This is a genomic window from Pseudomonas sp. BS-2016, assembly GCF_001806145.1.
Lineage (GTDB): Bacteria > Pseudomonadota > Gammaproteobacteria > Pseudomonadales > Pseudomonadaceae > Aquipseudomonas > Aquipseudomonas lundensis.
The window spans coordinates 1-25,862 of the sequence record NZ_MLCT01000027.1; the positions used below are offsets into that span (position 1 = coordinate 1).

Annotated in this window: 24 protein-coding genes, 1 tRNA gene and 1 pseudogene; 17 read left to right on the forward strand and 9 right to left on the reverse strand. The window is 57.0% G+C overall.

The window, feature by feature from the left end; genetic code table 11:
* Positions 1-100: pseudogene (locus tag BKD70_RS24775) on the forward strand (electron transfer flavoprotein subunit alpha/FixB family protein); the annotation flags it as partial.
* A gap of 174 nt (positions 101-274) precedes the next feature.
* Positions 275-745 carry a hypothetical protein gene (locus tag BKD70_RS14975; protein WP_139053281.1) on the forward strand — a complete coding sequence of 157 codons (471 nt, stop codon included), beginning with the start codon at positions 275-277 and terminating at the stop codon, positions 743-745.
* 45 nt (positions 746-790) lie between these two features.
* On the opposite strand, the gene BKD70_RS14980 is transcribed toward BKD70_RS14975, so the two are convergent.
* Positions 791-1,120, reverse strand: coding sequence for a hypothetical protein (locus BKD70_RS14980; RefSeq protein WP_047273578.1), 330 nt, complete (start codon positions 1,118-1,120; stop codon positions 791-793).
* Positions 1,121-1,746: 626 nt separating this feature from the next.
* Here BKD70_RS14980 and selD point away from each other — a divergent pair.
* The 7 genes from selD (at position 1,747) to BKD70_RS15015 (ending at position 9,619) form a co-directional block, all read left to right on the forward strand.
* Complete coding sequence (gene selD, locus BKD70_RS14985) at positions 1,747-2,781, forward strand: selenide, water dikinase SelD (RefSeq protein ID WP_047273580.1); 1,035 nt, start codon at positions 1,747-1,749, stop codon at positions 2,779-2,781.
* Entirely contained in the window at positions 2,781-3,890 is a 1,110-nt protein-coding gene (mnmH, locus tag BKD70_RS14990; protein ID WP_047273752.1) for a tRNA 2-selenouridine(34) synthase MnmH, read from the forward strand. Before selD ends, mnmH begins: the two co-directional genes overlap by 1 nt.
* 151 nt (positions 3,891-4,041) lie before the next feature.
* Complete coding sequence (locus BKD70_RS14995) at positions 4,042-5,706, forward strand: AMP-binding protein (protein ID WP_047273582.1); 1,665 nt, start codon at positions 4,042-4,044, stop codon at positions 5,704-5,706.
* Positions 5,707-5,721: 15 nt separating this feature from the next.
* Complete coding sequence (locus BKD70_RS15000) at positions 5,722-6,489, forward strand: SDR family NAD(P)-dependent oxidoreductase (RefSeq protein ID WP_047273584.1); 768 nt, start codon at positions 5,722-5,724, stop codon at positions 6,487-6,489.
* Positions 6,490-6,499: 10 nt separating this feature from the next.
* On the forward strand, positions 6,500-7,693 hold the full coding sequence (locus tag BKD70_RS15005) for an acetyl-CoA C-acyltransferase (RefSeq protein WP_047273585.1): 1,194 nt from the start codon (positions 6,500-6,502) through the stop codon (positions 7,691-7,693).
* Between the two features lie 10 nt (positions 7,694-7,703).
* Complete coding sequence (locus BKD70_RS15010) at positions 7,704-8,831, forward strand: acyl-CoA dehydrogenase (RefSeq protein WP_047273587.1); 1,128 nt, start codon at positions 7,704-7,706, stop codon at positions 8,829-8,831.
* Positions 8,832-8,845: 14 nt separating this feature from the next.
* Positions 8,846-9,619, forward strand: coding sequence for an enoyl-CoA hydratase (locus BKD70_RS15015; protein WP_047273589.1), 774 nt, complete (start codon positions 8,846-8,848; stop codon positions 9,617-9,619).
* Positions 9,620-9,685: 66 nt separating this feature from the next.
* Here BKD70_RS15015 and BKD70_RS15020 read toward each other — a convergent pair whose 3' ends face one another.
* The 7 genes from BKD70_RS15020 to BKD70_RS15050 form a co-directional block, all read right to left on the reverse strand.
* Positions 9,686-10,837 (reverse strand): acyl-CoA dehydrogenase family protein, encoded by a 1,152-nt coding sequence (locus tag BKD70_RS15020; RefSeq protein ID WP_047273591.1) that lies wholly within the window; start codon positions 10,835-10,837, stop codon positions 9,686-9,688.
* A gap of 3 nt (positions 10,838-10,840) precedes the next feature.
* A complete protein-coding gene (locus BKD70_RS15025; RefSeq protein ID WP_047273593.1) occupies positions 10,841-11,947 on the reverse strand; it encodes an enoyl-CoA hydratase/isomerase family protein in 1,107 nt (368 codons plus the stop codon).
* A gap of 148 nt (positions 11,948-12,095) precedes the next feature.
* Positions 12,096-12,866, reverse strand: coding sequence for a 3-hydroxybutyrate dehydrogenase (locus BKD70_RS15030; protein WP_047273594.1), 771 nt, complete (start codon positions 12,864-12,866; stop codon positions 12,096-12,098).
* 121 nt (positions 12,867-12,987) lie between these two features.
* Complete coding sequence (locus BKD70_RS15035; RefSeq protein ID WP_008150918.1) at positions 12,988-13,269, reverse strand: peptidylprolyl isomerase; 282 nt, start codon at positions 13,267-13,269, stop codon at positions 12,988-12,990.
* Positions 13,270-13,361: 92 nt separating this feature from the next.
* Positions 13,362-14,243: a triacylglycerol lipase gene (locus BKD70_RS15040; RefSeq protein WP_047273754.1), complete on the reverse strand. Its 882-nt coding sequence runs from the start codon at positions 14,241-14,243 to the stop codon at positions 13,362-13,364.
* A gap of 257 nt (positions 14,244-14,500) precedes the next feature.
* Positions 14,501-15,589, reverse strand: coding sequence for a 3-deoxy-7-phosphoheptulonate synthase (locus BKD70_RS15045; RefSeq protein ID WP_047273597.1), 1,089 nt, complete (start codon positions 15,587-15,589; stop codon positions 14,501-14,503).
* Positions 15,590-16,264: 675 nt separating this feature from the next.
* Positions 16,265-16,495, reverse strand: coding sequence for a DNA-binding protein (locus BKD70_RS15050; protein ID WP_047273599.1), 231 nt, complete (start codon positions 16,493-16,495; stop codon positions 16,265-16,267).
* 81 nt (positions 16,496-16,576) lie between these two features.
* Here BKD70_RS15050 and BKD70_RS15055 point away from each other — a divergent pair, with 81 nt between their 5' ends.
* From BKD70_RS15055 to BKD70_RS15085, 7 genes are all read left to right on the forward strand, one after another.
* Positions 16,577-16,942 carry a helix-turn-helix domain-containing protein gene (locus tag BKD70_RS15055; RefSeq protein WP_047273601.1) on the forward strand — a complete coding sequence of 122 codons (366 nt, stop codon included), beginning with the start codon at positions 16,577-16,579 and terminating at the stop codon, positions 16,940-16,942.
* A gap of 131 nt (positions 16,943-17,073) precedes the next feature.
* The gene (gene uvrY / locus BKD70_RS15060) at positions 17,074-17,712 is read left to right on the forward strand and encodes a UvrY/SirA/GacA family response regulator transcription factor (protein ID WP_047273603.1); all 639 of its coding nucleotides are present in this window, start codon (positions 17,074-17,076) and stop codon (positions 17,710-17,712) included.
* A 2-nt stretch (positions 17,713-17,714) separates the two neighbouring features.
* On the forward strand, positions 17,715-19,538 hold the full coding sequence (gene uvrC, locus BKD70_RS15065) for an excinuclease ABC subunit UvrC (protein WP_047273605.1): 1,824 nt from the start codon (positions 17,715-17,717) through the stop codon (positions 19,536-19,538).
* A 32-nt stretch (positions 19,539-19,570) separates the two neighbouring features.
* Positions 19,571-20,128, forward strand: coding sequence for a CDP-diacylglycerol--glycerol-3-phosphate 3-phosphatidyltransferase (gene pgsA, locus BKD70_RS15070; RefSeq protein WP_047273607.1), 558 nt, complete (start codon positions 19,571-19,573; stop codon positions 20,126-20,128).
* A 66-nt stretch (positions 20,129-20,194) separates the two neighbouring features.
* Positions 20,195-20,270: transfer RNA gene (locus BKD70_RS15075), tRNA-Gly, on the forward strand.
* A gap of 837 nt (positions 20,271-21,107) precedes the next feature.
* On the forward strand, positions 21,108-21,749 hold the full coding sequence (locus BKD70_RS15080; protein ID WP_047273609.1) for a glycoside hydrolase family 25 protein: 642 nt from the start codon (positions 21,108-21,110) through the stop codon (positions 21,747-21,749).
* A gap of 429 nt (positions 21,750-22,178) precedes the next feature.
* Positions 22,179-23,891 carry a peptidoglycan D,D-transpeptidase FtsI family protein gene (locus BKD70_RS15085; protein WP_371913998.1) on the forward strand — a complete coding sequence of 571 codons (1,713 nt, stop codon included), beginning with the start codon at positions 22,179-22,181 and terminating at the stop codon, positions 23,889-23,891.
* Positions 23,892-24,451: 560 nt separating this feature from the next.
* On the opposite strand, the gene BKD70_RS24340 is transcribed toward BKD70_RS15085, so the two are convergent.
* Entirely contained in the window at positions 24,452-24,754 is a 303-nt protein-coding gene (locus tag BKD70_RS24340; RefSeq protein ID WP_170320294.1) for a DUF4225 domain-containing protein, read from the reverse strand.
* 18 nt (positions 24,755-24,772) lie between these two features.
* Here BKD70_RS24340 and BKD70_RS15090 point away from each other — a divergent pair, with 18 nt between their 5' ends.
* Complete coding sequence (locus BKD70_RS15090) at positions 24,773-25,753, forward strand: IS5 family transposase (RefSeq protein WP_047273613.1); 981 nt, start codon at positions 24,773-24,775, stop codon at positions 25,751-25,753.
* The last annotated feature ends 109 nt before the right edge of the window (positions 25,754-25,862 follow it).

Here is a 25,862-nt window from a genome sequence, read left to right on the forward strand (position 1 = left end):
GATCAACAAGGACGAAGAAGCGCCGATCTTCCAGGTAGCCGATTACGGCCTGGTGGCGGACTTGTTCGAAGCCGTACCTGAGCTGGAGCGGGCGCTGTGAGCCGTTAAACAGCTGGCGTGAAGACGCAGGCAGGCTGCAAAAAGCTGTTTCAATCCATTGTGTAGCGGTAACAAGACGCGCTGTCACGAGGTGTAGATTTCTCGCGTTTCAAACGTAATCCCCATCAATGGCTGTGGAGAATGAATGATGTCGCGAGTGACTGCAAAACGATGCATGAGTGTGGTTGCGTGGGGGGTAATGGGAGGATTTTGCGGCCTGACGATGGCGGCACCGGCCGACCCGTTACAGATTGCCGGTACTTATGAATGCTCGGGGTATGACCGGCATGACGGTGCGTATAAGGGCGTGTTGACGCTGACGACGGACGAGAGCGCCAGCCACGCCGAACAGGGGTTTGGGGCCTATCAGTTGACCTTCAGGGTTGAAACGTCCGCAGCGCCGGTCACGTATTCAGGGTATGGCGCGGCCAAAGGGCAAACGCTAGCCCTGTACTTTGCCAATGACGATGCGAGCGCGGCCAAGGACTACGGCATCGGGTTGGCCACCTTGACCCAGGATCAGGATGCGCAGGGCACGTACACCACCACGCTGCACAAGTCGTACTATCAACCGCACTACATACACAACGGTGTGGCGGGTCGAGGGACAGAAAGCTGCGTCAAGACCGTTGCCGGCAAGGCATAAAAAAAGCCCCGGAGCGATTCCGGGGCTTTCAATGCCGTCTTTCGATCAGCAGTAGCTGTTTACTTTTATAACCTCAGGTTCTGCTTTCGCCTTTTCCCAGGTCAGGGTCAAGGTTTGGAGCACCTTTGTCATGAACGCTTTGTCCGCGGCGGCCTTTTTGCCCACATAACCTTGGCCGCGGCGGTACATTTTGAGTCGGGCACGCATCTGTGGATGCTGCTTTTCGAACTCGGTTTCTTCTGCACAGTGGGTGAGCGGGTCGACCCGAACCTCACCTGCCTCATTGATCCACACAATATGATCGTCGAGTGTGTCTTTACGACCGGCGAACAGTTCAGCCAGTTCGTTGATAGTCGGTTGGTTATTCAGGTTCATCGCTAGCTCCTTGACCACTCGTTGATCTGTCAATTGATTCGCGCAACTGCCAATGCAGCGCTACGTGGGGTCCATCTAAAGCAGATCCTGCCTTGAGCGCGTCCCGTGTAGTAGTGAAGTTCAGCTACTACAACATCAGCCTGAAATGAAGGAGGGCAGCGTGAGCCAGAATGCTACGGGTGACATGACACATCAGCCACAAGCCTCTTGAGGACGTCTCGCCAGCTTCTCTCATCCAGACTCTGGACGATCAAACCAGGTCAGCTTCATCAATTCTGCCTTGTGGGCAGTACCTATCCCGGAACAGTCCGACGGCTCGTCGAACATGCTTACAACTACTTTTTCCAGCGCTTCCGGTGGGGAAGACGTCTGCATCATGCAAAAGGAAAAAGCCGTCGTCAACACATATGTAGTGATTATTTTAAGGCACTACATATGTGACTCGCGGGTCTGTTTCCAGCTTGCCGGTCATCCTGCGCGGGCTCGCGAGGGTTGGGGCAAGCGCCCTGACGTCTGAGGAACTGCCCTGATCTTTCCTGATTTGTTGCGGGCCTCGCATGCCGTGCGCCAGCTGCGTCGGCCGCTCTGTTAGTATCTGGCACTTTGATACCCATTGAAGGTGCCCTATGAGCGAGCCGATTCGCCTGACGCAGTACAGCCACGGAGCAGGGTGCGGCTGCAAAATTTCGCCTCAGGTGCTTGAAGTCATTCTTGCCGGTAGCGGTGCGCAAAACCTTGATCCGAAGTTGTGGGTCGGTAATTCATCGCGCGACGATGCGGCGGTCTACGCCCTGGATGACGAGCGCGGCGTAGTGTCGACCACCGATTTTTTCATGCCCATCGTCGATGACCCGTACGACTTCGGGCGCATTGCGGCCACCAATGCAATCAGCGACATCTACGCCATGGGCGGCGATCCGTTGATGGCGATTGCCATTCTGGGCTGGCCCGTGAACCTGTTGCCGCCTGAAGTGGCACGGGAAGTAATCCGCGGGGGCCGGGCCGTGTGTGATGACGCAGGCATCCCGCTGGCGGGCGGGCATTCGATTGACACCCCCGAGCCGATTTTTGGCCTGGCCGTGACCGGTGTCGTCAACAAACGCCAGATGAAACGCAATGACACCGCGACCGCCGGGTGCTTGCTGTACCTGACCAAACCCTTGGGGATCGGCATCCTCACCACGGCCGAGAAGAAGGGCAAACTGCGCACGCAGGACGTGGGCGTGGCCCGTGACTGGATGTGTACGCTGAACCGGATCGGCAGTCAGTTTGCCAAGCTCGATGGCGTTACGGCGATGACCGATGTGACGGGTTTTGGCCTGCTGGGGCATTTGGTCGAGATGGCCGACGGCAGTGGCTTGAGCGCGCAAATCGATTACGCCAGGGTGCCGCAGCTGGACGCGGTGGAATACTACCTGGAGCAGGGCTGCGTGCCGGGCGGCACCTTGCGCAACTATGACAGTTACGCGAGCAAGATTTCGCCGATCCAGGAGCTGCACAAGCGCGTATTGTGCGATCCGCAAACCAGCGGCGGGTTATTGGTGGCTGTTACCCCGCAAGGCAACGAGGCGTTCCTGGACATGGCCCGCGAGCATGGCTTGAACCTTGAGCCGATCGGCTGTCTGGTGGAGCGACAGACGTACGCGGTTGAGGTTGCATGATGGCTCATGACGTAACCGACTTGCGCGAGGTGTTCCTCAATGACCGGCCGATGATGGATACCCGTGCGCCGATTGAGTTTCACAAAGGGGCGTTTCCGGGTGTGGTCAACCTGCCTCTGATGACCGATCACGAGCGTGAGCGCGTGGGCACGTGCTACAAGCAGCAAGGTCAGCAAGCCGCCGTGGTGCTGGGGCATCAATTGGTCTCGGGCAAGGTCAAGGCTGAGCGTCTGCAAGCATGGGCCGATTTTGCCCGGGCCCATCCCGACGGGTGCCTGTATTGCTTTCGTGGCGGCATGCGGTCGCAGATCGTGCAGCAGTGGCTCAAGCACGATGCCGGCATTGATTACCCGCGCGTCACCGGTGGCTATAAAGCGCTGCGTACGTTCCTGATCCAGACCCTCGACGAGGCCGTGGCGCAGTGCGATCTGCTGGTGCTCGGCGGCATGACCGGTACTGGCAAGACCGACGTGCTGGTGCAGCTCGACAATGCGCTGGACCTTGAAGGTCACGCCAATCATCGCGGTTCAAGCTTTGGCAAGCGCGCCACCGGCCAGCCTTCCAACATTGATTTTGAAAATCGCTTGGCCATTGATGTGCTGAAAAAGCGCGACAAAGGCATTGAGCGCTTTGTGCTGGAAGACGAAAGCCGCACGGTGGGCAGTTGCGCCTTGCCGTTGCCGCTCTACCAAACCATGCAGACCGCGCCGATGGTGTGGCTCGAAGACAGCCTGAACAGCCGGGTCGAGCGCATCCTGCGTGATTACGTCATTGAGTTGTGTGCCGAATTCACGGCTAAAAATGCTGAACATGGTTTCGCGCTGTTTTCTCAGCGGTTGTTGGAAAGCCTGGCCAATATTCAAAAACGCCTCGGCGGTGAACGCTTTCAGCGTTTGCAGGACGTGATGACCCGCGCGCTGCAAGAGCAGGAACGTTGCGGCTCGGTGGACATGCACCGGGTGTGGATCGAAGCGTTGCTGCGCGAATATTACGATCCGATGTATGCGTTTCAGCGTGAGAAGAAAGCCGGTCGAATCGCGTTTGCGGGGGATCAAGCGGCCGTGTTGGCGTATTTGCGCGAGAACGCCCGCCAGAAAGAGGGCCGTTAAGCCGCGTCTTTAGGCACGCTCAATCGCTCATTGGCCAAAGCAGTCAACCAGCTTGAGCGGTTTGACCATTGTTGCAGAGCCTTCGCAAGGCGATTATCAGCAGGATTTTCGACGGTTCCCATTCCTATAAAAAGACCGAGGGATTCTGCTGATGCGCGATTATCTGACCGCGATGAGCGACTTTGACTATCAACGTGCCGTAAGCCATTCGCTGCACGGCGATTTGACGGCTCTCAATGCCTGCGTCGAGTGCTGTGACCGCCATGCCTTGCCGGGGCGCATTGCACTGTTCTGGGAAGGCCGTGACGCCAGCAGCGCGTCCTACACCTTCACCGAGTTGCAGACGCACGCGGCCCGCTTTGCCAATTTCCTGTTGGCCCAAGGGGTCAAGCGCGGCGACACCGTAGCCGGCCTGTTACCCCGCAATGTCGAGTTGCTGGTTGTGGTACTGGCAAGCTGGCGCATTGGTGCGGTCTACCAACCGTTGTTTACGGCCTTTGGCCCCAAAGCCATCGAGCACCGCCTTAACAGTTCCGGCGCAGCGCTGGTGGTCACGGACGCCGCCAATCGGCCCAAGCTGGACGACGTGAATGACTGCCCGACCATCGTCACCGTGAGCGGTCCGAAAGGGCAGGGGCTCGTGCGCGGCGATTACAGCTTTTGGGCTGAGCTGGAGCGCTACCCGGCGGTCTGCGAGCCCGTGATGCTGAACGGCGAAGACCCTTTTCTGCTGATGTTCACTTCGGGCACCACCGGCCCGGCAAAACCGCTGCTTGTTCCCCTCAAAGCCATCGTCGCGTTTCAGGCCTACACCCGGGACGCCGTGGACCTGCGTGCGCAAGACGCCTTCTGGAACCTGGCCGACCCCGGTTGGGCCTACGGTATCTATTTCGGGATTACCGGCCCGCTGTCGATGGGCCACCCGATCACGCTCTACGACGGCCCGTTCACGGTCGAAAGCACGTGCCGCGTGATCAAAAAGTACGCCATCACCAACCTCACCGGCTCCCCGACGGCGTATCGCCTGTTGATTGCAGCCGGTGATGCGTTCTCCAGCAAGGTCAAAGGCCAGTTGCGGGCCGTCAGCAGCGCAGGTGAACCCCTTAATCCGGAAGTCATCCGCTGGTTTGCCGAGCATTTGGACGTCACCATCCATGACCACTACGGCCAGACTGAAATCGGCATGGTGCTGTGCAATCACCACGGGCTCGGGCACCCGGTGCACCTGGGGGCGGCCGGTTTTGCCTCGCCGGGGCACCGCATCGTGGTGCTGGATGAGCATCACCAGGAACTGCCTGTCGGGCAGCCGGGCATTCTGGCAGTGGACCGCAGCCAGTCGCCGATGTGCTGGTTTGGCGGCTATCAGGGCTTCCCGACCAAGGCCTTCGTCGGCAATTACTACCTGAGCGGCGACACGGTGGAGTTGAACCCGGATGGCAGCATCAGTTTTGTCGGGCGCAGCGATGATGTGATCACCACCTCCGGCTACCGCGTGGGCCCCTTTGATGTGGAGAGCGCCTTGATCGAGCACCCGGCGGTGATTGAAGCCGCGGTGGTCGGCAAGCCCGACCCGGAACGCACGGAGTTGGTCAAAGCCTTCGTGGTGCTGAGCCCGCATTACCTGGGCGATGCGCAATTGGCCGAAACCCTGCGCTTGCACGTGCGCCAGCGACTGGCGGCGCATGCCTATCCCCGTGAAATCGAATTTGTCAGCGAGTTGCCCAAAACACCCAGCGGCAAGTTGCAGCGCTTCATCTTGCGCAATCAGGAAATCGCCAAGGCTGAACAGGCGGCAAACGCCCGGGCCACGGCTTAACCTTCAGGAAAAATCATGCAGATCGAGAACAAGGTTTTTATCGTTACGGGCGCAGCTTCGGGCCTGGGTGCTGCTACGGCACAGATGCTGGTCAATGCCGGCGCCAGGGTCATGCTGGTGGACGTGAACGCCGATGCCGTCGCCGCACAGGCCGCGCGTCTGGGCACTCAGGCGCGCAGCGCGGTGGCGGACATCAGTCAGGCGCAGGCGGCGCAGGCCGCCATTGACGCCACGGTCGCGGCGTTTGGCGGCGTGAACGGTCTGGTCAACTGCGCGGGCATCGTGCGCGGCGAAAAGATCCTCGGCAAGGGCGGGCCTCACGGGCTGGAGAGCTTCAGTCAGGTGATCAACGTCAACCTGATCGGCAGTTTCAATATGCTGCGACTGGCCGCGGCGGCCATCGCGCAAACCGCTGCGGACCCCGATGGCGAACGCGGCGTCATCATCAACACCGCGTCGGTGGCCGCGTTTGACGGGCAGATTGGTCAAGCGGCGTACGCAGCGTCCAAAGGCGCGATTGCCAGCCTGACCTTACCCGCAGCCCGCGAGCTGGCGCGTTTCGGGATTCGGGTGATGACCATTGCCCCCGGCATTTTTGAAACACCGATGATGGCGGGCATGACCCCTGAAGTGCGCGATTCCCTGGCGGCGGGCGTGCCGTTTCCGCCGCGCCTGGGCAAGCCGGCGGAGTATGCCGCGCTGGTGCGTCACATCATTGAAAACAGCATGCTCAATGGCGAAGTGATCCGTCTCGACGGTGCCTTGCGCATGGCAGCCAAATAAGGAGCGGGTGATGACGATGTCAAATGATCCGGTAGTGATTGTCAGTGTGGCACGGACCCCCATGGGCGGCTTTCAAGGTGACTTCAAGGGCCTGACCGCGCCACAACTGGGCGCTGCGGCGATTCGCGCCGCGGTGGAGCGCGCCGGGGTTTCGAGCGACAGCGTTGATGAAGTGCTGTTCGGTTGTGTGCTGTCGGCCGGTCTTGGACAGGCACCTGCGCGGCAGGCTGCCTTGGGCGCGGGCCTGGACAAGGGAACCCGTTGCACCACGTTGAACAAAATGTGCGGGTCGGGCATGGAGGCGACGATGCTGGCCCATGATCGCCTGTTGGCGGGCGGGGCGGATGTGGTGGTCGCGGGCGGCATGGAAAGCATGTCCAACGCGCCGTATCTGCTTGACCGGGCGCGCAGCGGCTACCGCATGGGCCATGGCCGTGTGCTGGATCACATGTTCCTCGACGGCCTGGAGGATGCCTACGACCGCGGTCGTTTGATGGGCACCTTTGCCGAAGATTGCGCGCAGGCCCACGGTTTCAGCCGTGAGGCCCAGGATGCGTTTGCGCTCGCCTCGCTGGCCCGTGCCCAACAGGCGATCAGGGAGGGCAGCTTCAGTGCTGAAATCGTCCCGGTGCAGGTCACGGTAGGCAAAGAACAGCGTGAGATCACTGACGACGAGCAACCGCCCAAAGCCAAACCCGAAAAAATCCCCACACTCAAAGCAGCCTTCCGCGACGGCGGCACGGTGACGGCGGCCAACTCCAGCTCTATCTCCGATGGTGCAGCGGCGCTGGTGCTGATGCGTCGTTCCGAGGCGCAAAAGCGTGGGCTTGCGCCGTTGGCGGTGATCCACGGGCATGCGGCGTTTGCCGATGAACCCGGCCTGTTTCCCACCGCACCCGTGGGCGCCATCAAGCGCTTGATGAGCCAAACCGGCTGGAACCTCAATGACGTCGATTTGTTCGAGATCAACGAAGCCTTTGCGGTGGTCACGCTGGTGACCATGAGTGAGCTGGACTTGCCCCATGACAAGGTCAATATCCATGGGGGTGCCTGCGCTTTGGGGCATCCGATCGGGGCTTCCGGGGCACGCATTCTGGTGACGTTGCTGTCGGCCTTGCGCCAGAAAAAACTCAAGCAGGGCGTGGCCGCCATTTGCATTGGCGGCGGCGAAGCCACGGCGATTGCCGTGGAATGTCTGTATTAAGGAATTTTTTATGCTGCCCACACCCGAACAACGACAAATTTGTGAAGCGGCCCGCCAGTTCGCCCAAGAGCGTTTGAAGCCGTTCGCTGCCGAGTGGGACAAGCAGCACCGCTTCCCCCGCGAAGCCCTTCAGGAAATGGCCGAACTGGGCTTTTTTGGCATGTTGGTGCCTGAAGCATGGGGCGGTTGTGACACCGGCTACCAAGCCTATGCGATGGCCCTTGAAGAGATCGCCGCGGGCGACGGTGCCTGTTCGACGATCATGAGCGTGCATAACTCGGTGGGCTGCGTGCCGATCCTCACCTACGGCACCGAACAACAAAAGCGTGACGTGCTGACCCCGTTGGCCAGCGGCGCCATGTTGGGCGCGTTCGCCCTGACCGAGCCGCAAGCAGGCTCCGACGCCAGCGACCTGAAAACCCGGGCCCGGCGCGAGGGCGATCACTACGTGCTCAATGGCTGCAAGCAGTTCATCACGTCAGGCCAAAACGCCGGCGTGGTGATTGTGTTTGCCGTGACGGACCCGGCCGCAGGCAAGCGCGGGATCAGCGCGTTCATCGTGCCCACCGATACCCCGGGTTACAGCGTGGCACGGGTAGAAGAAAAGCTCGGCCAGCATGCCTCGGACACCTGCCAGATCCTCTTCACTGACATGAAGATCCCGCTGGCCAATCGTCTGGGCGAAGAAGGCCAGGGTTACAAAATCGCGCTGGGCAATCTGGAGGGTGGGCGCATCGGTATTGCGTCGCAAGCTGTCGGGATGGCCCGTGCCGCGTTTGAAGCGGCCCGGGACTACGCTCGCGAGCGCACCACTTTCGGCCAGCCATTGGTGGAGCACCAGGCGGTGGCGTTTCGTCTGGCCGACATGTCCACTGAAATTGCCGTTGCCCGGCAAATGGTTCGCTATGCCGCCGCCTTGCGTGACAGCGGGCAATCCGCGCTGGTCGAGGCGTCCCAGGCCAAGCTGTTTGCCTCGGAAATGGCGGAACGCGTGTGTTCCAAAGCATTGCAAACCCTGGGCGGTTATGGCTACTTGAGCGACTTCCCGCTGGAACGGATCTATCGCGACGTTCGGGTGTGCCAGATTTACGAAGGCACCAGCGATATTCAGCGCATGGTCATTTCGCGCAACCTTTGAACGAGGAGTTATCAATGAGTTACGAAACCATTCTGTTGGACATTCACGGGCGCGTCGGCCTGATTACTCTGAACCGGCCGCAAGCCCTGAACGCCTTGAATGCGCAGTTGGTCAGCGAAGTGAATCACGCGCTTGACCGCCTGGAAGCGGACAACGAGATCGGCTGCATTGTGCTGACCGGTTCGAAGAAAGCCTTCGCCGCCGGTGCTGACATCAAGGAAATGGCTGACCTTACGTACCCACAGATTTACCTGGACGATCTGTTCTCGGACAGTGAGCGCGTGTCGACCCGCCGCAAGCCCATCATTGCCGCCGTTGCCGGGTTCGCCTTGGGTGGCGGGTGTGAGCTGGCGATGATGTGTGACTTCATTCTGGCCGGTGACAATGCCAAGTTTGGCCAGCCTGAAATCAACCTCGGCGTACTGCCGGGCATGGGCGGCACCCAGCGTTTGACGCGTGCGGTAGGCAAGGCCAAGGCCATGGAAATGTGCCTCAGTGGGCGTTTGATTGATGCTGCCGAAGCTGAACGCTCGGGGCTGGTATCACGCGTGGTGCCGGTGGATGAGTTGGTCGAAGAAGCCCTGAAAGTGGCGGCCGTGATTGCCAAAAAATCCCTGCCGGTGCTGATGCTGACCAAGGAATGCGTCAACCGCGCGTTCGAAGTGAATTTGGCCGAAGGCGTGCGTTTTGAGCGCCGTGTGTTCCATTCACTGTTCGCCACGCAGGATCAGAAAGAAGGCATGGCGGCGTTTGTTGCCAAGCGCGAAGCCGACTTCAAGCATCAGTGATTCATCCAGTGCAACGCGGTCTGGACGGACCGCGTTGCACGGACGGGAGAACCCCCTTAAAGCGGCTTAAACCAAATAGTGTTTCAACTCGCGTGCAATGACCATGCGTTGAATCTCACTCGAGCCCTCATAAATTTGCGTGATTCGCGCATCCCGGTAGTAACGCTCCACCGGGTAATCTTCCAGGTAGCCATAGCCGCCATGAATCTGGATGGCTTTGGAGCACACATACTCGGCAATTTCCGAGGCAAACAACTTGGCCTGCGAGGCCTCTGACAGGCATGGTTTGCCGGCGCTGCGCAGTCTGGCCGCATGCAGGATCAGCAAGCGCGCGGCGTTGAGCCGGGTCTGCATGTCGGCAAGCATGTTGGCGACGCTCTGGTGTTCAATGATGGCTTTATCGAATTGCACGCGATCACGGGCGTAGCTGAGCGCGGCTTCAAAGGCGGCGCGGGCGATGCCAAGGGCTTGCGCGGCAATGCCGATGCGACCGCCCTCAAGGTTGGACAGGGCGATGGCCAGCCCTTTACCGCGATCCCCCAACAGGCTGCTTTCGGGCACGGTGCAGTTGTTCAGGGTGACCGCGCAGGTGTCCGATGCGCGAATGCCCATTTTGTGTTCAGTACGGTCCACGATGAACCCCGGTGTATCGGTCGGCACCAAAAACGCCGACAGGCCTTTTTTGCCCAGATCCGGGTCGGTCACGGCAAACACAATGGCCAATTGAGCGCGTTTGCCATTGCTGACAAATTGCTTGGTACCGTTTATCACCCACTGGCCGTCCCGCAGCTCTGCGCGGGTGCGCAGGTTGTGGGCTTCAGATCCCGCCTGGGGTTCGGTCAGGCAAAAGCAACCGATGGCCTGACCGCTGGCCAGTTTTTCCAGCCAGGTCTGTTTTTGCGCCTCGCTGCCGTATTTGAGAATGGGGCCACACCCCACCGAGTTGTGAATGCTCATCAGCGCGCCCGTGGCGCCATCCCCTGCGGAGATCTCTTCGACCGCCAGGGCGTAGGCCACATAATCGACGTAAGTGCCGCCCCATTCCTCGGGCACTACCATGCCGAGCAGGCCCAGCTCGCCCATTTTTGTCACCAGTGTGTCGTCAATCCAGCCTGCTTTTTCCCAGGCCTGGGCATGGGGTGCGATTTCGCGGCGGGCGAAGTCGCGGGCCATGTCGCGGATCATCACTTGTTCTTCACTCAGTTCGATGTCCTGCATGGCTCAGGCTCCTGTCGGCTTGAAATCAGAGAAAAAACTGGCAACGTGCGCGGCATCCAGCTGATTCAGAGACGGCGGGTTCCAGTGCGGGGTTTTGTCCTTGTCGATGATCAGTGCGCGCACGCCTTCCATCAGATCGCCCCGGTCGAACCATTGGCGATCCAGGTGTATTTCCAGCGCGAAGCACTGTTCCAGAGGCAGCTCGCGTCCCCGGCGCAGCATTTCAAGGGTTACGGCCATGGCCAGCGGCGAGCGCGTGAGCAGCAGATCAGCCGTGGCGGTGGCCCACTCACGTTGATCCGGCAGCGTGACGGCGCGCAGGCGATCCACAATCGCGGGCACATTGGGTGCCGAGAACACGTCGTCGATGAGGGCGCGCCGTGAGGCCAGCGCAGGGTCTGGCAGCGAGGTGACAGTCAAGGGGTCAAGCAGGGCCTTGAGGTCCTCGGCGGGTGATTGGGCCCATGTGAGCGCGTTCAGTGCAGCATCAAGCTCCGGTAGTCGGCTGCTGTCGAGGTAGCGATCAGCCAGGCCGCAATACAGCGCGTCGCTCGCACGGATTTGCACGCCGCTAACGCCGAGATACGTGCCGAGTTCTCCCGGTGTTCGGGTAAGAAAGTAGCTCCCGCCGACGTCAGGGAAATAACCGATACCGACTTCGGGCATCGCCAGCTTGCTGCGCTCGGTGACAATACGAAAATCGGCACCCTGCACCAGCCCCATGCCGCCGCCGAGCACAAAACCGTCCATCAGGGCCACGATGGGCTTGGGGTAATGGTGCAGGGTCAGGTCGAGGGCGTACTCCTCTTCGAAGAAGGTGTAATGCAGTGTGCCCTGGCTCTGGTAACTGTCGTACAGCGAGCGGATATCACCGCCGGCGCAGAAGGCTTTTTCACCTGCCCCCCGTAATACCACGGCCTTGATGGCGGGGTCGCTGGACCAGGCATCGAGATGGCGCTGTAGCGCACGGACCATGTTCAAGTTGATGGCGTTAAGGCCACTGGGGCGGTTAAGGGTCAGGTGGCCAATGTGGTTGCGCACCTCGGCCAGAATCTCGCAATGCGTGGCCTCGACATCCTGTGTCGCTGAGGATGAAACCTGTGCAGTCATCACTAACTCCCTGCTTTGTCTTGTTATTAAGGGCTGTTCGTAGACGAACGATGGTCGATGCTAACAGTGCAAATTTGCCAAGTACAACCCGAATAAGTGCAGGGCTGGCATGCATTTTTGCATGCTCGACCTGCGCAAATACACGTGGTCATTGAGCCAGCCAGCCGCCGTCGACATTCCATGCAGCGCCTCTGACCTGACTGGCGGCTTCACTGCACAGAAACAACACCAACTCGCCCAATTGCGGCGGGGTGACAAATTCCAGCGAAGGCTGCTTTTCGGCCAGCAGGTCGTGCTGAGCCTGATAAGGGTCGATGCCCTGGCTGATGCGTTGGTCTATTTGCGTTTGCACCAACGGTGTCAGAACCCAGCCGGGGCAGATGGCGTTGCAGGTGATGTTGCTGGTCGCCGTTTCTAATCCGACCACTTTGGTCAAGCCAATGACGCCGTGTTTAGCGGCTACATAGGCCGCTTTGCCGACCGAGCCCACAAGGCCGTGGACTGACGCGATGTTGACGATGCGCCCCCAATTGCGTTTGCGCATGCCGGGCAGGGCGAGGCGGGTGCTGTGGAAAACCGAGGAGAGGTTGATGGCCAGGATGGCGTCCCATTGCTCTGCCGGAAACGCTTCAACGCTGGCCACATGCTGAATGCCGGCATTGTTGACCAAAATGTCAATGCCGCCGAATTCGCGTTCGGCGTAGTCGATCATCTCGGCAATTTGCGCCGGGTCACTGACATCGGCCGCATGATGGCCCACTCGGCCACCCCACTGTTCGACGTCGGCAATGACTTTGCTGGCATCACCAAAGCCGTTGAGTATGAGATCGGCACCGGCCTTGGCAAGGCTCAATGCAATACCCAGGCCTATCCCGCTGGTGGAGCCGGTGACCAGCGCAGTTTTACCCTTAAGGTTCATGATCATTTCCTCAGGTGAGACACGTTGGGTTCGTGAGTGAGGAAACGTAGCACGAGGTTAAAGGCAGCGGATACGAAACGGCCCACCAAAAGGCGGGCCGTTGTCACGCAGCGCTTGAGGATTAATCCTGGCGGCTGGTCACTTCAAGCAGGTGATAACCGAACTGGGTTTTGACCGGGCCTTGAACCACGTTGATCGGTGCGCTGAACACGACAGTGTCAAACTCTTTAACCATCTGGCCTGGGCCGAATGAACCCAGGTCGCCACCTTGACGGCTGGAAGGGCAAGTGGAGTTGGCTTTTGCGACTTCAGCGAAATCAGCGCCGCCTTCGATTTGGGCTTTCAGTTCGTTGCATTTAGCTTCGCTGGCAACAAGGATGTGACGGGCAGTGGCTTTGGCCATGGGAAGTGCTCCTTTCAATAAAGGGGTGAGACTACCGGATTCAGGCGCTTTTTTCGCGGCAAAAGTTCCCCCGTCGGTTGTGCTGGTGGGTATTACACGCCTTTGGCCTTGAGACGACGCGCGTGTTCGACGTAAAGCCCGGCCGGATCGACGCTTTTGTTGGCCAGTGCGGCGACATGGTTAATGGTGTCCAGATGATCCAGCGGGTAGTCCGAACGAATCACCTGCCCCAGGTGGGAGCTGAAACGTCCGACCATCCCGTCATTCTCTTTGCTTTCGCGGGTGAAAAAACTGCCAAACACCCGGCAGGCATTGTGCAGGGGGTCAAAAATGTTCAAGGATTCTGAGAACAGCGAGCCTTTGATTATCCCGCTCCATGAATAGTAGAGAACGCCATTCACCTGTTCGGCGCCCATTGCGCCCCACGTCTCGGGCAGCCCTTGGGGGTATTTTTTGTTGAAGGCGGCCACGCCCTCGGTGGTTAAGGCATTCAATGCACCCAAGGCGTCTTGCGGCAGTTCCCGGCGACCGCTCAACCTTGAAATGAAGCTGCCCAGCGCACTGCTCAGGGCGGCGGCGACGGTTTCTGGCAGTGCGCCAGGGGTGAGTGCCTGACGGACGCGATCCGCGAGTTCCGACCCCTGATTGGGCCCGCTGACCGAGGTGACAGAAGCCACCTGTTCTGGCGCGACGGCAGCGGCATAGCGAGCGGTAAGGGCGCCTTGGCTGTGGCCGATCACATTGAATCGCTGTAAGCCGTTTTGTGTGGCCAATGCGCGTAGTTGCTCAAGCAGCTGTTCGCCCCGTTCTTCAGAACTGTTGGCGGCTGAGACTTTGGCCACATAGACCGTGGCCCCGGCCTTGTTCAAGGCTTCTTTGATGCCATTGAAGTAATTGAACGGGCCAATGTGGTCGAATCCAAAAAGGCCGTGTACCAGCACTATCGGGTAGCGCGTGTTGGCTGACGTATCCATGTCATGCATATCCTCTAAAGGTGTTTGATCCATAAAAATCACCTTAGGTGAGGGTTTCATAAGCGCTCTGACAGCAGATGTTGTCCAGGCCACCCCGCGAGCGCAGGCCCCAGAGCCATTGGCGTCATATTCCTACTTTAGGGTCTACAAAATCTGTAGGCAGTCATTGTGCTTTCAACCTGCATTTAGAAAAAGATCTGACTCGCAATGGCCTCTGGCTCGGCCCCGGGCGCTGCATGCCCGGGGCATTTTTTCGCTCAGCCGATTACTTGATTGCGCGCCCGCTGCAGTTGTAGCTGATGGGCAGCAGTGCGCAACAAGGCTTCTGTTGCGTCCCAGCCAAGGCAACCATCGGTGACGGAAACGCCGTAACGCAGGTTGTCACTCAGGGGCTGGCAGCCTTCGAACAGATGGCTTTCGAGCATCATGCCGATCAAGGATCGATCACCGCTCAGGTGCTGTTCAAGCACGTCGTTGAACACGTCCGGTTGACGCAGAGGATCCTTGCCACTGTTGGCGTGGCTGCAATCGACCATCAAGCGCGCGGGTATGCCGTTTTTCTCCAGTCCGGCGCGGGCATTGGCGACATGGGTTTGGCTGTAGTTGGGGCCGCTGTGCCCACCGCGCAGCACCAGGTGAGTGTCGGGGTTGCCTGGTGTCAGGATGATTGCCGGATGGCCCTGTTCATCCACGCCGAAGTGCCGATGCCTGTGAGCGGCGCTGCGCATGGCATCGCACGCAATCGCCACGCCGCCGTCGGTGCCATTTTTGAAACCCACTGGCAGGTCCAGCCCGCTGGCCATTTCCCGGTGAATCTGCGATTCGGTGGTGCGTGCGCCAATGGCCGCCCAGCCCAGCAGGTCGTCGAAGTAGCCCGCCGCAATTGGCTGCAGCAGCTCAGTGGCGACCGGTAGTCCCATGCGCAGCATCTCGATCATTAACTCGCGTGACAGCGTCAGGCCGTGAGTCATGTCATCGCTGCCATCCAGATGGGGATCGTAGGCTAGACCTTTCCAGCCAACAGTAGTACGTGGCTTTTCGACGTAGGCCCGCATTACCAGCAGCATGTCCTCGCTCACTTCGCGGGACAGGGCGGCCAGATGGCTGGCGTATTCGAGGGCTGATTGCGGGTCGTGAAGGGAGCAGGGGCCGACGACGATCAACAGGCGGTCGTCTTTGCCCTCAAGAATGGCGCGGATGGCATGACGTTGCGCGTGAACCCGCTGTCGCAGGGGTTCGCCGAGGGGCAATTGCTGCTTGAGCTGGGCTGCGCTTGGCAAGCGCCGGGTCAACACAGGGTTGGCAGGGGTTGATGCGATGTTCAGTGTGGATACGGTGGCGTTCATGGTTCTGGCTTCCTGGGCAGGCGGCGGGTGTTCCCGCGCGCTCAGCCCTAGTGGGGTGTTCGACAGTGGGCCGGGCTGGCTGAGAGGGGATGCGTGCCACCCAAGTGGTTCCGTTCGGAGGCGGCAGACTGTCCCGAACGACGGTTGATAAATCGCCATGCAGCGCAGAGGTCGAAGCGGTAATAAGTGGCGTAGTTCATGGGTCAATCCTCAAATTCAATAAATGGTCAGGGGCTGAAAAAACAAAACCCCCGGTCGGGTAGCCGACCGGGGGTGAGAATTCTCTGGTAGGCGACCCCTGAAACGTGGGCGCCGATTGGGTATCAGGCGCGCCAGTGGCTAAACCAATACCCAAAATAAAATCGTGCAGCAGAGCCTGTGTTGTTCGCGCACACAGTGCCGACCAAGCGAGAAACGCTGGTGATCTGGCACATGTGGGTGATGGCGTTGTGCAACATGGGTGCTCTCCGATGAATGGCTGAAGCTTACGCGAGGCAAGTCAACAGATTCAATCAAAAATTTCTATGAGTGCTGATCCCGCGGGCTATAAGCGATTTTGCACGTGAGTGCGACAAGTGATTCAGGCGCGGCCGAGGTGCTTATAGCTGGGGAATTGAACAGGGCCTGACCTCGGTTCAATACTAAATGGGGTGGCATTCCCAATTAAGCGCATACTCAAGGAAGTTCATCGTATTTCGCCGCAGAATCAGGCGCAATGATGCCGTCCTTCATGCCCAGAAGTACCGCCACTTTGTGGGCTTCTCCACGCTTCCCTTTTTTGCGCCCGGCGAGCACTTGATAGGTGGTCGCGGGGTCAACGCCGTGCTCTCGAGCAAACTCTTGAACCGACTTTCCCTGATGTTCCAGCCATGCCTTGGCTTGTGCGGCAGTACGAATTCCGGTCATAGTTCAAAACCGTTCAAAGTTGTTTAATATTTTTTGATTATACCATCCTCGCGGGTGTTGAAAATGGGAACTTACATCCAAATGAGTGGAATCGGTTCGCGGTTGAGGCAAGAGAGAGAGCGGCTGGGTCTGTCGCAGAAAGCTTTTGGCGTAATCGGTGGCGTCGAAGCTAACGCACAGGGCAAATATGAAAATGGCGATCGCGCACCCAAGGCCGATTATCTGTCACGGGTAGCTGAGCGCGGTGTGGATGTTCTTTATGTGCTGACGGGGACCCCGACCCCGACACTGGTCGACAACCTCAGTCAGATTGAAGAAAAGGTGCTGGTCAGTTATCGCGTGCTGCAGAAAGAAGACCAGGATGCCATCCGCCGATTGACGACCACATTGGCTGATCTGTCGGCTATCCACGCTGCCAAGAATCGTCAGGAGCCCAGTGACGTCTGAAGGCCATAAATACAGCTGACTTGAGCATTTTTTAATTTTCCATGGACAGGAGGTGCAGGTTAGTAGGTTGGGGCATTGGTTTTTTGCTAAGGTGTCGGCAACCAAAGAAGACCAATTTACGAGGTGTCGACTTGATTCGGGTTCTAGTGGTCGATGACCATGATCTTGTGCGTACAGGCATCACACGAATGCTGGCTGATATTGACGGCCTTCAAGTGGTCGGCCAGGCCGAGTCCGGCGAAGAATCACTGATCAAAGCGCGTGAGTTGAAACCGGACGTCGTTCTGATGGATGTCAAAATGCCAGGCATTGGCGGGCTTGAGGCGACGCGCAAAATGATGCGTAGCCATCCGGACATCAAAGTGGTTGCCGTGACGGTCTGTGAGGAAGATCCCTTCCCGACGCGCCTGCTCCAAGCGGGCGCCGCAGGGTATATGACCAAAGGAGCTGGTCTGGCAGAGATGGTGCAGGCCATCCGCCTGGTTTTTGCGGGTCAGCGTTACATCAGCCCGCAAGTGGCTCAGCAACTGGCCCTTAAGTCCTTTCAGCCTGCCAGCGATTCGCCTTTCGATGCCTTGTCCGAACGTGAAATTCAAATCGCTTTGATGATCGTTGGTTGCCAGAAAGTGCAGGTCATCTCGGACAAACTGTGTTTGTCGCCCAAAACGGTCAACACCTACCGTTATCGGATTTTCGAAAAACTCTCAGTCAAAAGTGATGTGGAGCTGGCGCTGCTGGCCGTTCGGCATGGCATGGTAGATGCCGGTTGATAATGACTGACGTGTTTGATCCAAGTGCCTTTCTCTCGACGTGCAGCGGTCGGCCCGGCGTCTATCGCATGTTCGATGGCGAGGCGCGCCTGCTGTATGTGGGCAAAGCCAAAAACCTTAAAAAACGCTTGGCCAGCTACTTCCGCAAGACCGGGCTGGCGCCCAAGACTGCGGCGTTGGTGGGGCGTATTGCGCAGATCGAAACCACGATCACCGCCAACGAAACCGAAGCCTTGTTGCTTGAGCAGACCCTGATCAAGGAATGGCGGCCGCCGTACAACATTCTGCTGCGTGACGATAAGTCATACCCCTATGTGTTTCTGTCTGACGGCCAATACCCTCGCTTGAGTATTCACCGGGGCGCCAAAAAGCCTAAAGGCAAGTATTTTGGACCTTATCCAAGTGCTGGCGCGATTCGAGAAAGCTTGAGCCTGTTACAAAAGACGTTTCTGGTGCGCCAGTGCGAAGACAGCTACTTCAAAAATCGAACCCGGCCGTGTTTGCAGTATCAGATCAAGCGCTGCAAAGGCCCCTGTGTGGGTTTGGTTGATCCACAGGAGTACGCTCAAGACGTGCGTCACTCGGTAATGTTCCTTGAAGGTCGTAGCAGCGCCCTGACCGATGAACTGAACGCCGAGATGGAGCAGGCGGCCAGTACGCTGGATTTCGAGCGGGCTGCGCAAATACGCGATCAAATTTCCTTGTTGAGGCGTGTCCAGGATCAACAGAGCATGGAGGGAGGTAATGGCGATGTGGATGTCATCGCAGCCTTCGTTAACCCGGGTGGGGCTTGTGTGCATTTGATCAATGTGCGTGGTGGACGGGTGCTCGGCAGCAAGAACTTCTTCCCGCAAGTGGGGATTGAAGAATACGTCGCAGAGGTGATGGCGGCGTTTCTGGGGCAGTACTACATCAGTAGTCCGGAGCGTGATTTGCCGGGCGAATTGATCGTTAACGTCGAGCACGAAAGCTTTGCAGCCATCAGTGCTGCCATCGAAGAACTGCGTGGTCGAGAAATCGCCATCAGTTATCGAGTGCGAGGCACACGCGCACGCTGGCAGCAATTGGCTGTAACCAATGCCGAACAGGCCCTCAGTGCCCGTTTGGCGAATCGTCAACATGTAGCCGCCCGCTTTGAGGCATTGGCCAAAGTTCTGAAGCTCGACGAGATCCCGCAACGGCTGGAGTGTTATGACATCAGCCACTCCAGTGGCGAAGCGACGGTTGCTTCCTGTGTTGTGTTTGGCCCGGAAGGCCCTATCAAGTCGGATTACAGGCGCTTCAACATTGAAGGCGTGACGGCGGGCGACGACTATGCCGCCATGCACCAGGCACTGATGCGACGCTTCAGTCGACTCAAGGAAGGCGAGGGCAAGCTGCCGGACATTTTGCTGGTGGACGGCGGCAAGGGGCAAATGTCCATGGCCCGGGACGTGCTGAATGAGTTGGCGGTTCCGGACCTTATTTTGTTGGGTGTTGCCAAAGGCGCGACCCGCAAGGCAGGGTTCGAAACGTTGTACTTGAACGACGCCGCGCACGAATTTACGTTAAAAGGCGACTCGCCCGCACTGCATTTGATCCAGCAGATACGCGACGAGGCTCACCGTTTTGCTATCACCGGCCACCGGGCGCGGCGCGGTAAAACGCGCAGAACCTCGACGCTTGAAGGCATCGCGGGGGTGGGCCCCACACGCCGCCGAGATTTATTGAAACATTTTGGTGGATTACAGGAGCTGTCTCGTGCAAGCATCGAGGAGATCGCCAAAGCACCCGGGATCAGTAAAAAGCTCGCTGAGTTGATTTATGCAAACCTGCACAGCGAGTAGAATGCCACCTCACCTCGTAGCCAGTTGTGCCGATGAATATCCCTAATTTGATCACCGTTTTACGCGTTCTCCTGATTCCTATCTTCATCCTTTTGTTTTACCTCCCTTATAGCTGGAGCTATGCCGCCTCCAGCTCGGTCTTCGCCTTTGCGGCTGCAACAGACTGGCTGGACGGGTACTTGGCCAGGCGGCTGGAGCAAAGCACGCCATTTGGTGCCTTTCTTGATCCGGTTGCCGACAAATTAATGGTTGCGGTGGCGCTGGTATTGCTGGTGCAAGAGCATCACAACGTCTGGTTAACGCTTCCTGCTGCAGTGATTATTGGTCGTGAAATTGTCATCTCGGCATTGCGCGAGTGGATGGCCGAGTTGGGCGCACGCGCTCAAGTGGCTGTCTCCAACATGGGCAAATGGAAAACAGCGGCGCAGATGTTGGCACTGGTAATTTTGTTGGCCAATCCTTCGGATTTCAGCTTCTGGGTCTTGGTGGGGTACGGCTTGCTGCTTGTGGCTGCGGGGTTGACCCTGTGGTCGATGCTCCAATATCTGCGGGCTGCCTGGCCGCATTTGAAGACCACTTCCGAAAAATAAAGAAAACTTTTCGAATCAAGGGGTTGACGCATTCTTTGAACACTATAGAATGCCCACCACCAAGACGCGGGAATAGCTCAGTTGGTAGAGCACGACCTTGCCAAGGTCGGGGTCGCGAGTTCGAGTCTCGTTTCCCGCTCCAAATATCGATCTACAGAGTTTCATGGAATTCTGTGAGTCATTGAAAATAGACGCTTAGGCGTCTTTTTTCGTTCCGCCAGAATCCATTAAAAAACCACGGGTAGCTCGACTGAGTCAGTCCATTTCAGGATGGTGTTGAGAGCGGTTTGTTGCGCGAGCCTGACCAGTCATTTGCTGAATATCTAGCCCTGAAATGAACCTTCAGGAGGCTAGAGCATGGCTCTTTCAAAGGCTCCTATCCGGCACGCTTAGCCCATCGGCAATGACGACAACTCTCAGTTGCAGCGCCGACGCAACCGATAAGCCGACCGGCTGGCACAAGTAAATTCCTTCCTTGGCATGTTCGATCGCTGGATCGAACATCACGCACTCTCGTTCTAAGAAAGGCACCCCAAGTAAGCTGTCTCACATACGCCGTCTCTTTAACAGCCCTGTATCACCGTCACTGGGATTGCGCTCTATCGGTCAGGGCGGCGGCCGTGGGGTCGCAGGTACTGGCGAGGATTGAGCGGTGCGGCGCCTTCACCACGATCGAGAAATGTCGGACCGGGTTCAGACAGTTGTCTCATTTCTCCCTGCCTCACATAACGCAGGGCTTATACAAGTCGATGGTTTGCTGCTGCAGGTTGCGCTGCTCGGGATTGGGGCGCCGTTGCGTTGCAGATGATAATCCAGACGTTTCAACAGGATGGGCACCAAGACTGTCATGGCGTAGGGGGATGCCGTGGCGCGTCCCGAACCACATTGAATAAGCAAAGGGTGGTAGCCCGATAGTGCATGGGTGACGGTCGGCGGGAGGAAGATCATGCGCTGGACCATCCAATGCAGGAGAGCAGAAATGAATTGCAAAGAGCCGATCAAGCATGATTATGCACGCGGCATCGATGTGTCGCGCTGGCAGGGGGACATCGACTGGGCGAGGGTCGCGGCTGCCGGCATCAACCACGCGATAGCCAAGATGACCGAGGGCGGCGCCTATACCGACCCCAAGTTTGTCAACAACTTTCAAGGCATGCGCGCCGCTGGCCTGAAGGGCGGGGTCTATCACTACTTCCGTGCGCTGAGCAGCACGCCTGGCCAACAGCTGGCCAATATCCAGGCGCGGTTGGCCGAGGTGGGGTTCAGGGTCGGTGAAGACATCCTGGCCATCGATGTCGAGACCCAGGGCAACGAAGGCGCCAGTGCGGACCAGATGGCCGACGCTCTGTATGAGCTGGTGACGCTGATCCGGGAGTCGTTGCTGGACGGGGCTTATCCTTTCCTCTACACCTCACCAAGCATCTGGAGCAACAGCGTTGCCTGGCGCAAGTACGATTTTAGCGAGTGCCCGCTGTGGATTGCTCATTGGGATGCCGCCCAGCCCAAGGTGCCGGAAACCTGGAGCAGCCACGGCAAGCGCTGGCAGTGGTGGCAGCACAGCAGCAAGGGGCAGGTTGATGGTATCCAGGGAGCAGTGGATCTGAATTGGGTCAGACGTTGAGCGCAGACAGCACAGCGGCCTCGATAGAGGCCGTTGTTTGTTTCAGGCTCAATACGCGTCGGGCTACAAAAGGGTAGTGACCGAGCGATCCCCTTCGGTGATGCTCCACAGCGTCACTTCATCGGTGAGGCGATAGACCGAGAGCATACGGTTTCCATGATGGAGTCCCCCAGCACGGCAATGAAGACCTGCTCGCCGTGGCTCACGGCGCTGAGGGTGGAATGGGCCAGCGGGACATTGGGGAGCAGTTGACTACAACTGGCCCGATGGCCTATCTCCCACTCTGCTAGAGGCCATCGCCAAACGTCGCCACTTAACACGCTTTAAACTAATCGATTATCAGTGTTTGTTTCCTGATATTACAAAGCAGGATTGGAATAATTTAGTTAGGCTGGTCTTGTTTTTAGCGTATACGTCAGGATGTGCAGTGTGATTTTCCAAGCAACTAACCCTCGATTCACCCTCGTTATTATTATTTTTTATTCACTTTCAATCGGTCTTGCGACCAAAATCACTTACCTGATGATTTTTTCTCATGACTTCTTGAGTAATGAGGGGCGTAAACGTTCAACGCGGCTGATTGAAACAGCTCCTGTTCGGGGTACTATTTTTGATAGGTTCAATCAGCCCCTGGCTGTTTCCACGCCTGTGAGCACGCTGTGGGTAAATCCTAAACAGTTCTCCCCGACGCATCAGCAAGTTGTACTGCTGAATAAGTATCTTGCTGTGGATGAGGTGAGGATCAGAACATTAGCCTCCAACCCTGGAGGCAAGTCGTTTGCCTATTTGGCCAGAAGGATTAGTCCTGAGGTAGCCAGCAGAATTATACAGTTGTCTATTCCAGGTGTTTATGAGCGCCAGGAGCACAAACGATTTTACCCTCAATCTTCGATGCTTGCTCAGACGTTAGGCTTTACAAACATTGACCAGAAAGGGATCGAAGGTATTGAATTACTGTACAATCACCAACTTTCGGGCATACCTGGCCTAGAGGAGCGTACATTTAACTTGCACAAGCGCGTCACCCGTGAGAACCGTGTATACAAACCCGTAACGCCCGGACGTGATGTCTATTTAACCATTGACTCTACCCTTCAATATTACGTTGAAAAAGCACTCATTAAAGGGCTTGAGGAACATGCGGCAAAGTCGGTCAGCGCTATTCTTGTGCACGCCAAAACAGGAGAGATTCTGGCATTGTCTACAGTGCCTTCATTCAATCCAAATGCACGTAGAAGCTTTGACGCGAAGTTTATTCGAAATCGTGTGTTTGCTGATGTTTATGAGCCAGGCTCGGTCATAAAACCTTTCAGCATGGCAGCTGTTCTGACCGCCAATGTAATTGATAAGAACGCCATTGTAAAAATAGCGCCAGGTTTCGTAAAAATTAACGGATATACTATTCGGGACGTCGGCAGAGACAGTCAGTTAGATTTGGCAGGTATTATTCGCCGCTCTTCTAATGTTGGCATGAGCAAGGTCGCTATTCCAACCGGTGGAGCAGTCATTTCGCGACTACTGACTGATCTTGGATTCGGAAATAACACCGCGGTTTATTTTCCTGGGGAAAGTAGCGGCACGGTTCCAGTCAAGAGAGCATGGTCAGATATTGCTACAGCGAGCCTCTCCTACGGATATAGCGTGTCGGTTAACTTGGCTCAACTGGCTCAGGCCTATACCGTCTTTGCCAATGACGGGGATCTCATCCCGTTGTCGCTCATAAAAGGTGAGGCGAAGCTGCCACGTAATGTCATAAGCCCGGAGGTTGCTAACAGCGTTCTGGACATGATGGTAAATGCAGTGGAGGGACCTGGGGCAGGTGGGAAGCGCGCAGGAATCGAAGGTTATTCCATTGCAGGCAAAAGTGGGACTTCACGTAAGGCATCCAGTGGCGGTTATAAACATAATAAATACAGGGCCATGTTCGTAGGTATTGCTCCCGCCAACGAGCCAGAATTTATCATGGCCGTACTTGTGGATGAGCCTACTGCGAATGGCTATTTCGGCGGCGCCGTGGCAGCCCCGATTTTTAAGGAGGTGCTTGAAAATGTTCTTCGAATCAGGAATATACCGAGTGATGAAAGTGAAATGTTTCCTGCAGTTAAAAAATCACTAAGTGCAGAACCTTCAGACTCGGTATAGGCTCTGTGTCATAGGTTAATAATGGTAGTTATGGGCGACGGCTGGAAACGTGAGAAATGAAGTGTGTCCACTGTGGCGTGTGCACGCTGGTACAGCTTGAAACGGCCAATTTGGTGCATGGAGGCTTTGAATCTGGTGCACTAAGCACCCGCCGAGCACTTGAACATTAAGGGTATTTCGTGAGGAAGCTATTAAATTTAGACAGGCCATGTGTTAGTTGTGCGTTGATCTCATGGGTTAGTAGTATGATAAAATTGTCTCTGTTCAAGATCATGCTATTATAGGAGGGTATTATCGAGAAGCAAGGCGCATTCAAATTAATTGCAGTGAGCGCTTTTTATGAGAATGGAAGATCTGCGGTATTATACGATAGTGACACTGCTGGTTTTAGGGTCGGCTGGTTTAAATACGATGATCGTAGTTTGGGTTGTCGAGATGTTTTTTACATTGTCTGATAGTGCTCTCTATGTCACAGTTGTCGTGACTTATATTGTCATATGTCTGGTCGGGATGATTCACGCTATTCCGCGATTAAGAGGTTTTTTCTGACTTGTATAAATTTACTGCTCGCCATCAGTGGTTTTGGAGGGGTGTTCTTTTTTTAATTCATATATTGATTTTATGGAGATTCCATCAACTAAGGCTTCTAAGGCTAAGGAGATTCTCCCCGTTTGCTTGTAAGCCCTCTCATAATCTTCAGGCATACTTCTAAATAGCTTAAATGTATCGGTTTTTTGGGTTTTTCTACCAAGCCCTACTCCCGCTAGCACTAAGTCAAAAGAATAATAAGTTATATCGCCATAATGCTCACTTCTAAGGAAATCCTGAAAAAGACTTCCTGATTTGGCAAAATCCCCGGACACCAATCGCCGAGCTTTTCAATGAAGCAAATGACCTTCGCCGATGCCGAGTACGCCGGTAAGCGCAAGCAGACCCGCAAGGAATTGTTCCTGATCGAGATGGATCGGGTCGTACCCTGGAAGGGTTTGATTGCCCTGATCGAACCTCATTACCCGAAGGGCGAAGGGGGCCGTCCGGCCTATCCTTTGATGGCGATGCTGCGGGTTCATCTCATGCAGAACTGGTTCGGTTACAGCGATCCTGCGATGGAAGAAGCGCTGTACGAGACGACGATCTTGCGCCAGTTTTCCGGTCTGAGCCTGGAGCGGATCCCAGATGAAACTACCATCCTCAACTTCCGTCGCCTGCTGGAAAAGCACGAGTTGGCCGCCGGTATTCTCGGCGTGATCAATGGCTATCTGGGCGACCGTGGCTTGTCGCTGCGACAAGGCACCATCGTCGATGCCACGCTGATTCATGCGCCCAGTTCGACCAAGAACAAGGACGGCAAACGCGACCCTGAGATGCATCAAACCAAGAAAGGTAACCAGTATTACTTCGGTGCCAAAGCTCACATTGGTGTCGACGATGAGTCAGGGCTGGTGCACAGCGTGGTGGTCACTGCGGCCAACGTCGCGGACATAACCCAAGTCGACAAACTGCTACACGGTGCTGAGAACGTGGTCTGCGCCGATGCAGGCTATACCGGTGTCGAGAAGCGCGAAGAGCATGCGGGACGCCACGTCATCTGGCAGATTGCAGCCCGGCGCAGTACCTACAAAAAACACGGTAAACGCAGCGCGCTGTACAAAGCGATGCGCAAGATCGAGAAAGCCAAGGCCCAGGTTCGCGCCAAGGTTGAGCATCCATTTCGAGTGATCAAGCGTCAGTTTGGTTATACGAAAGTGCGTTTCCGAGGCTTGGTGAAAAACACTGCTCAGATGGTGACGCTGTTCGCCCTGTCGAACCTTTGGATGGCGCGTCGATATTTGCTCTCCAGCGCAGGAGAGGTGCGTCCGTAATGAGGGAAATAGCTGCTGCGAGGAGCGTTCAGCGGAAAAAATGGATGGAATAGGCGGCAGACGTGATCGGTTTTGAACGGCTGCCGTTTTTTGAAAGCACCTATGGCTC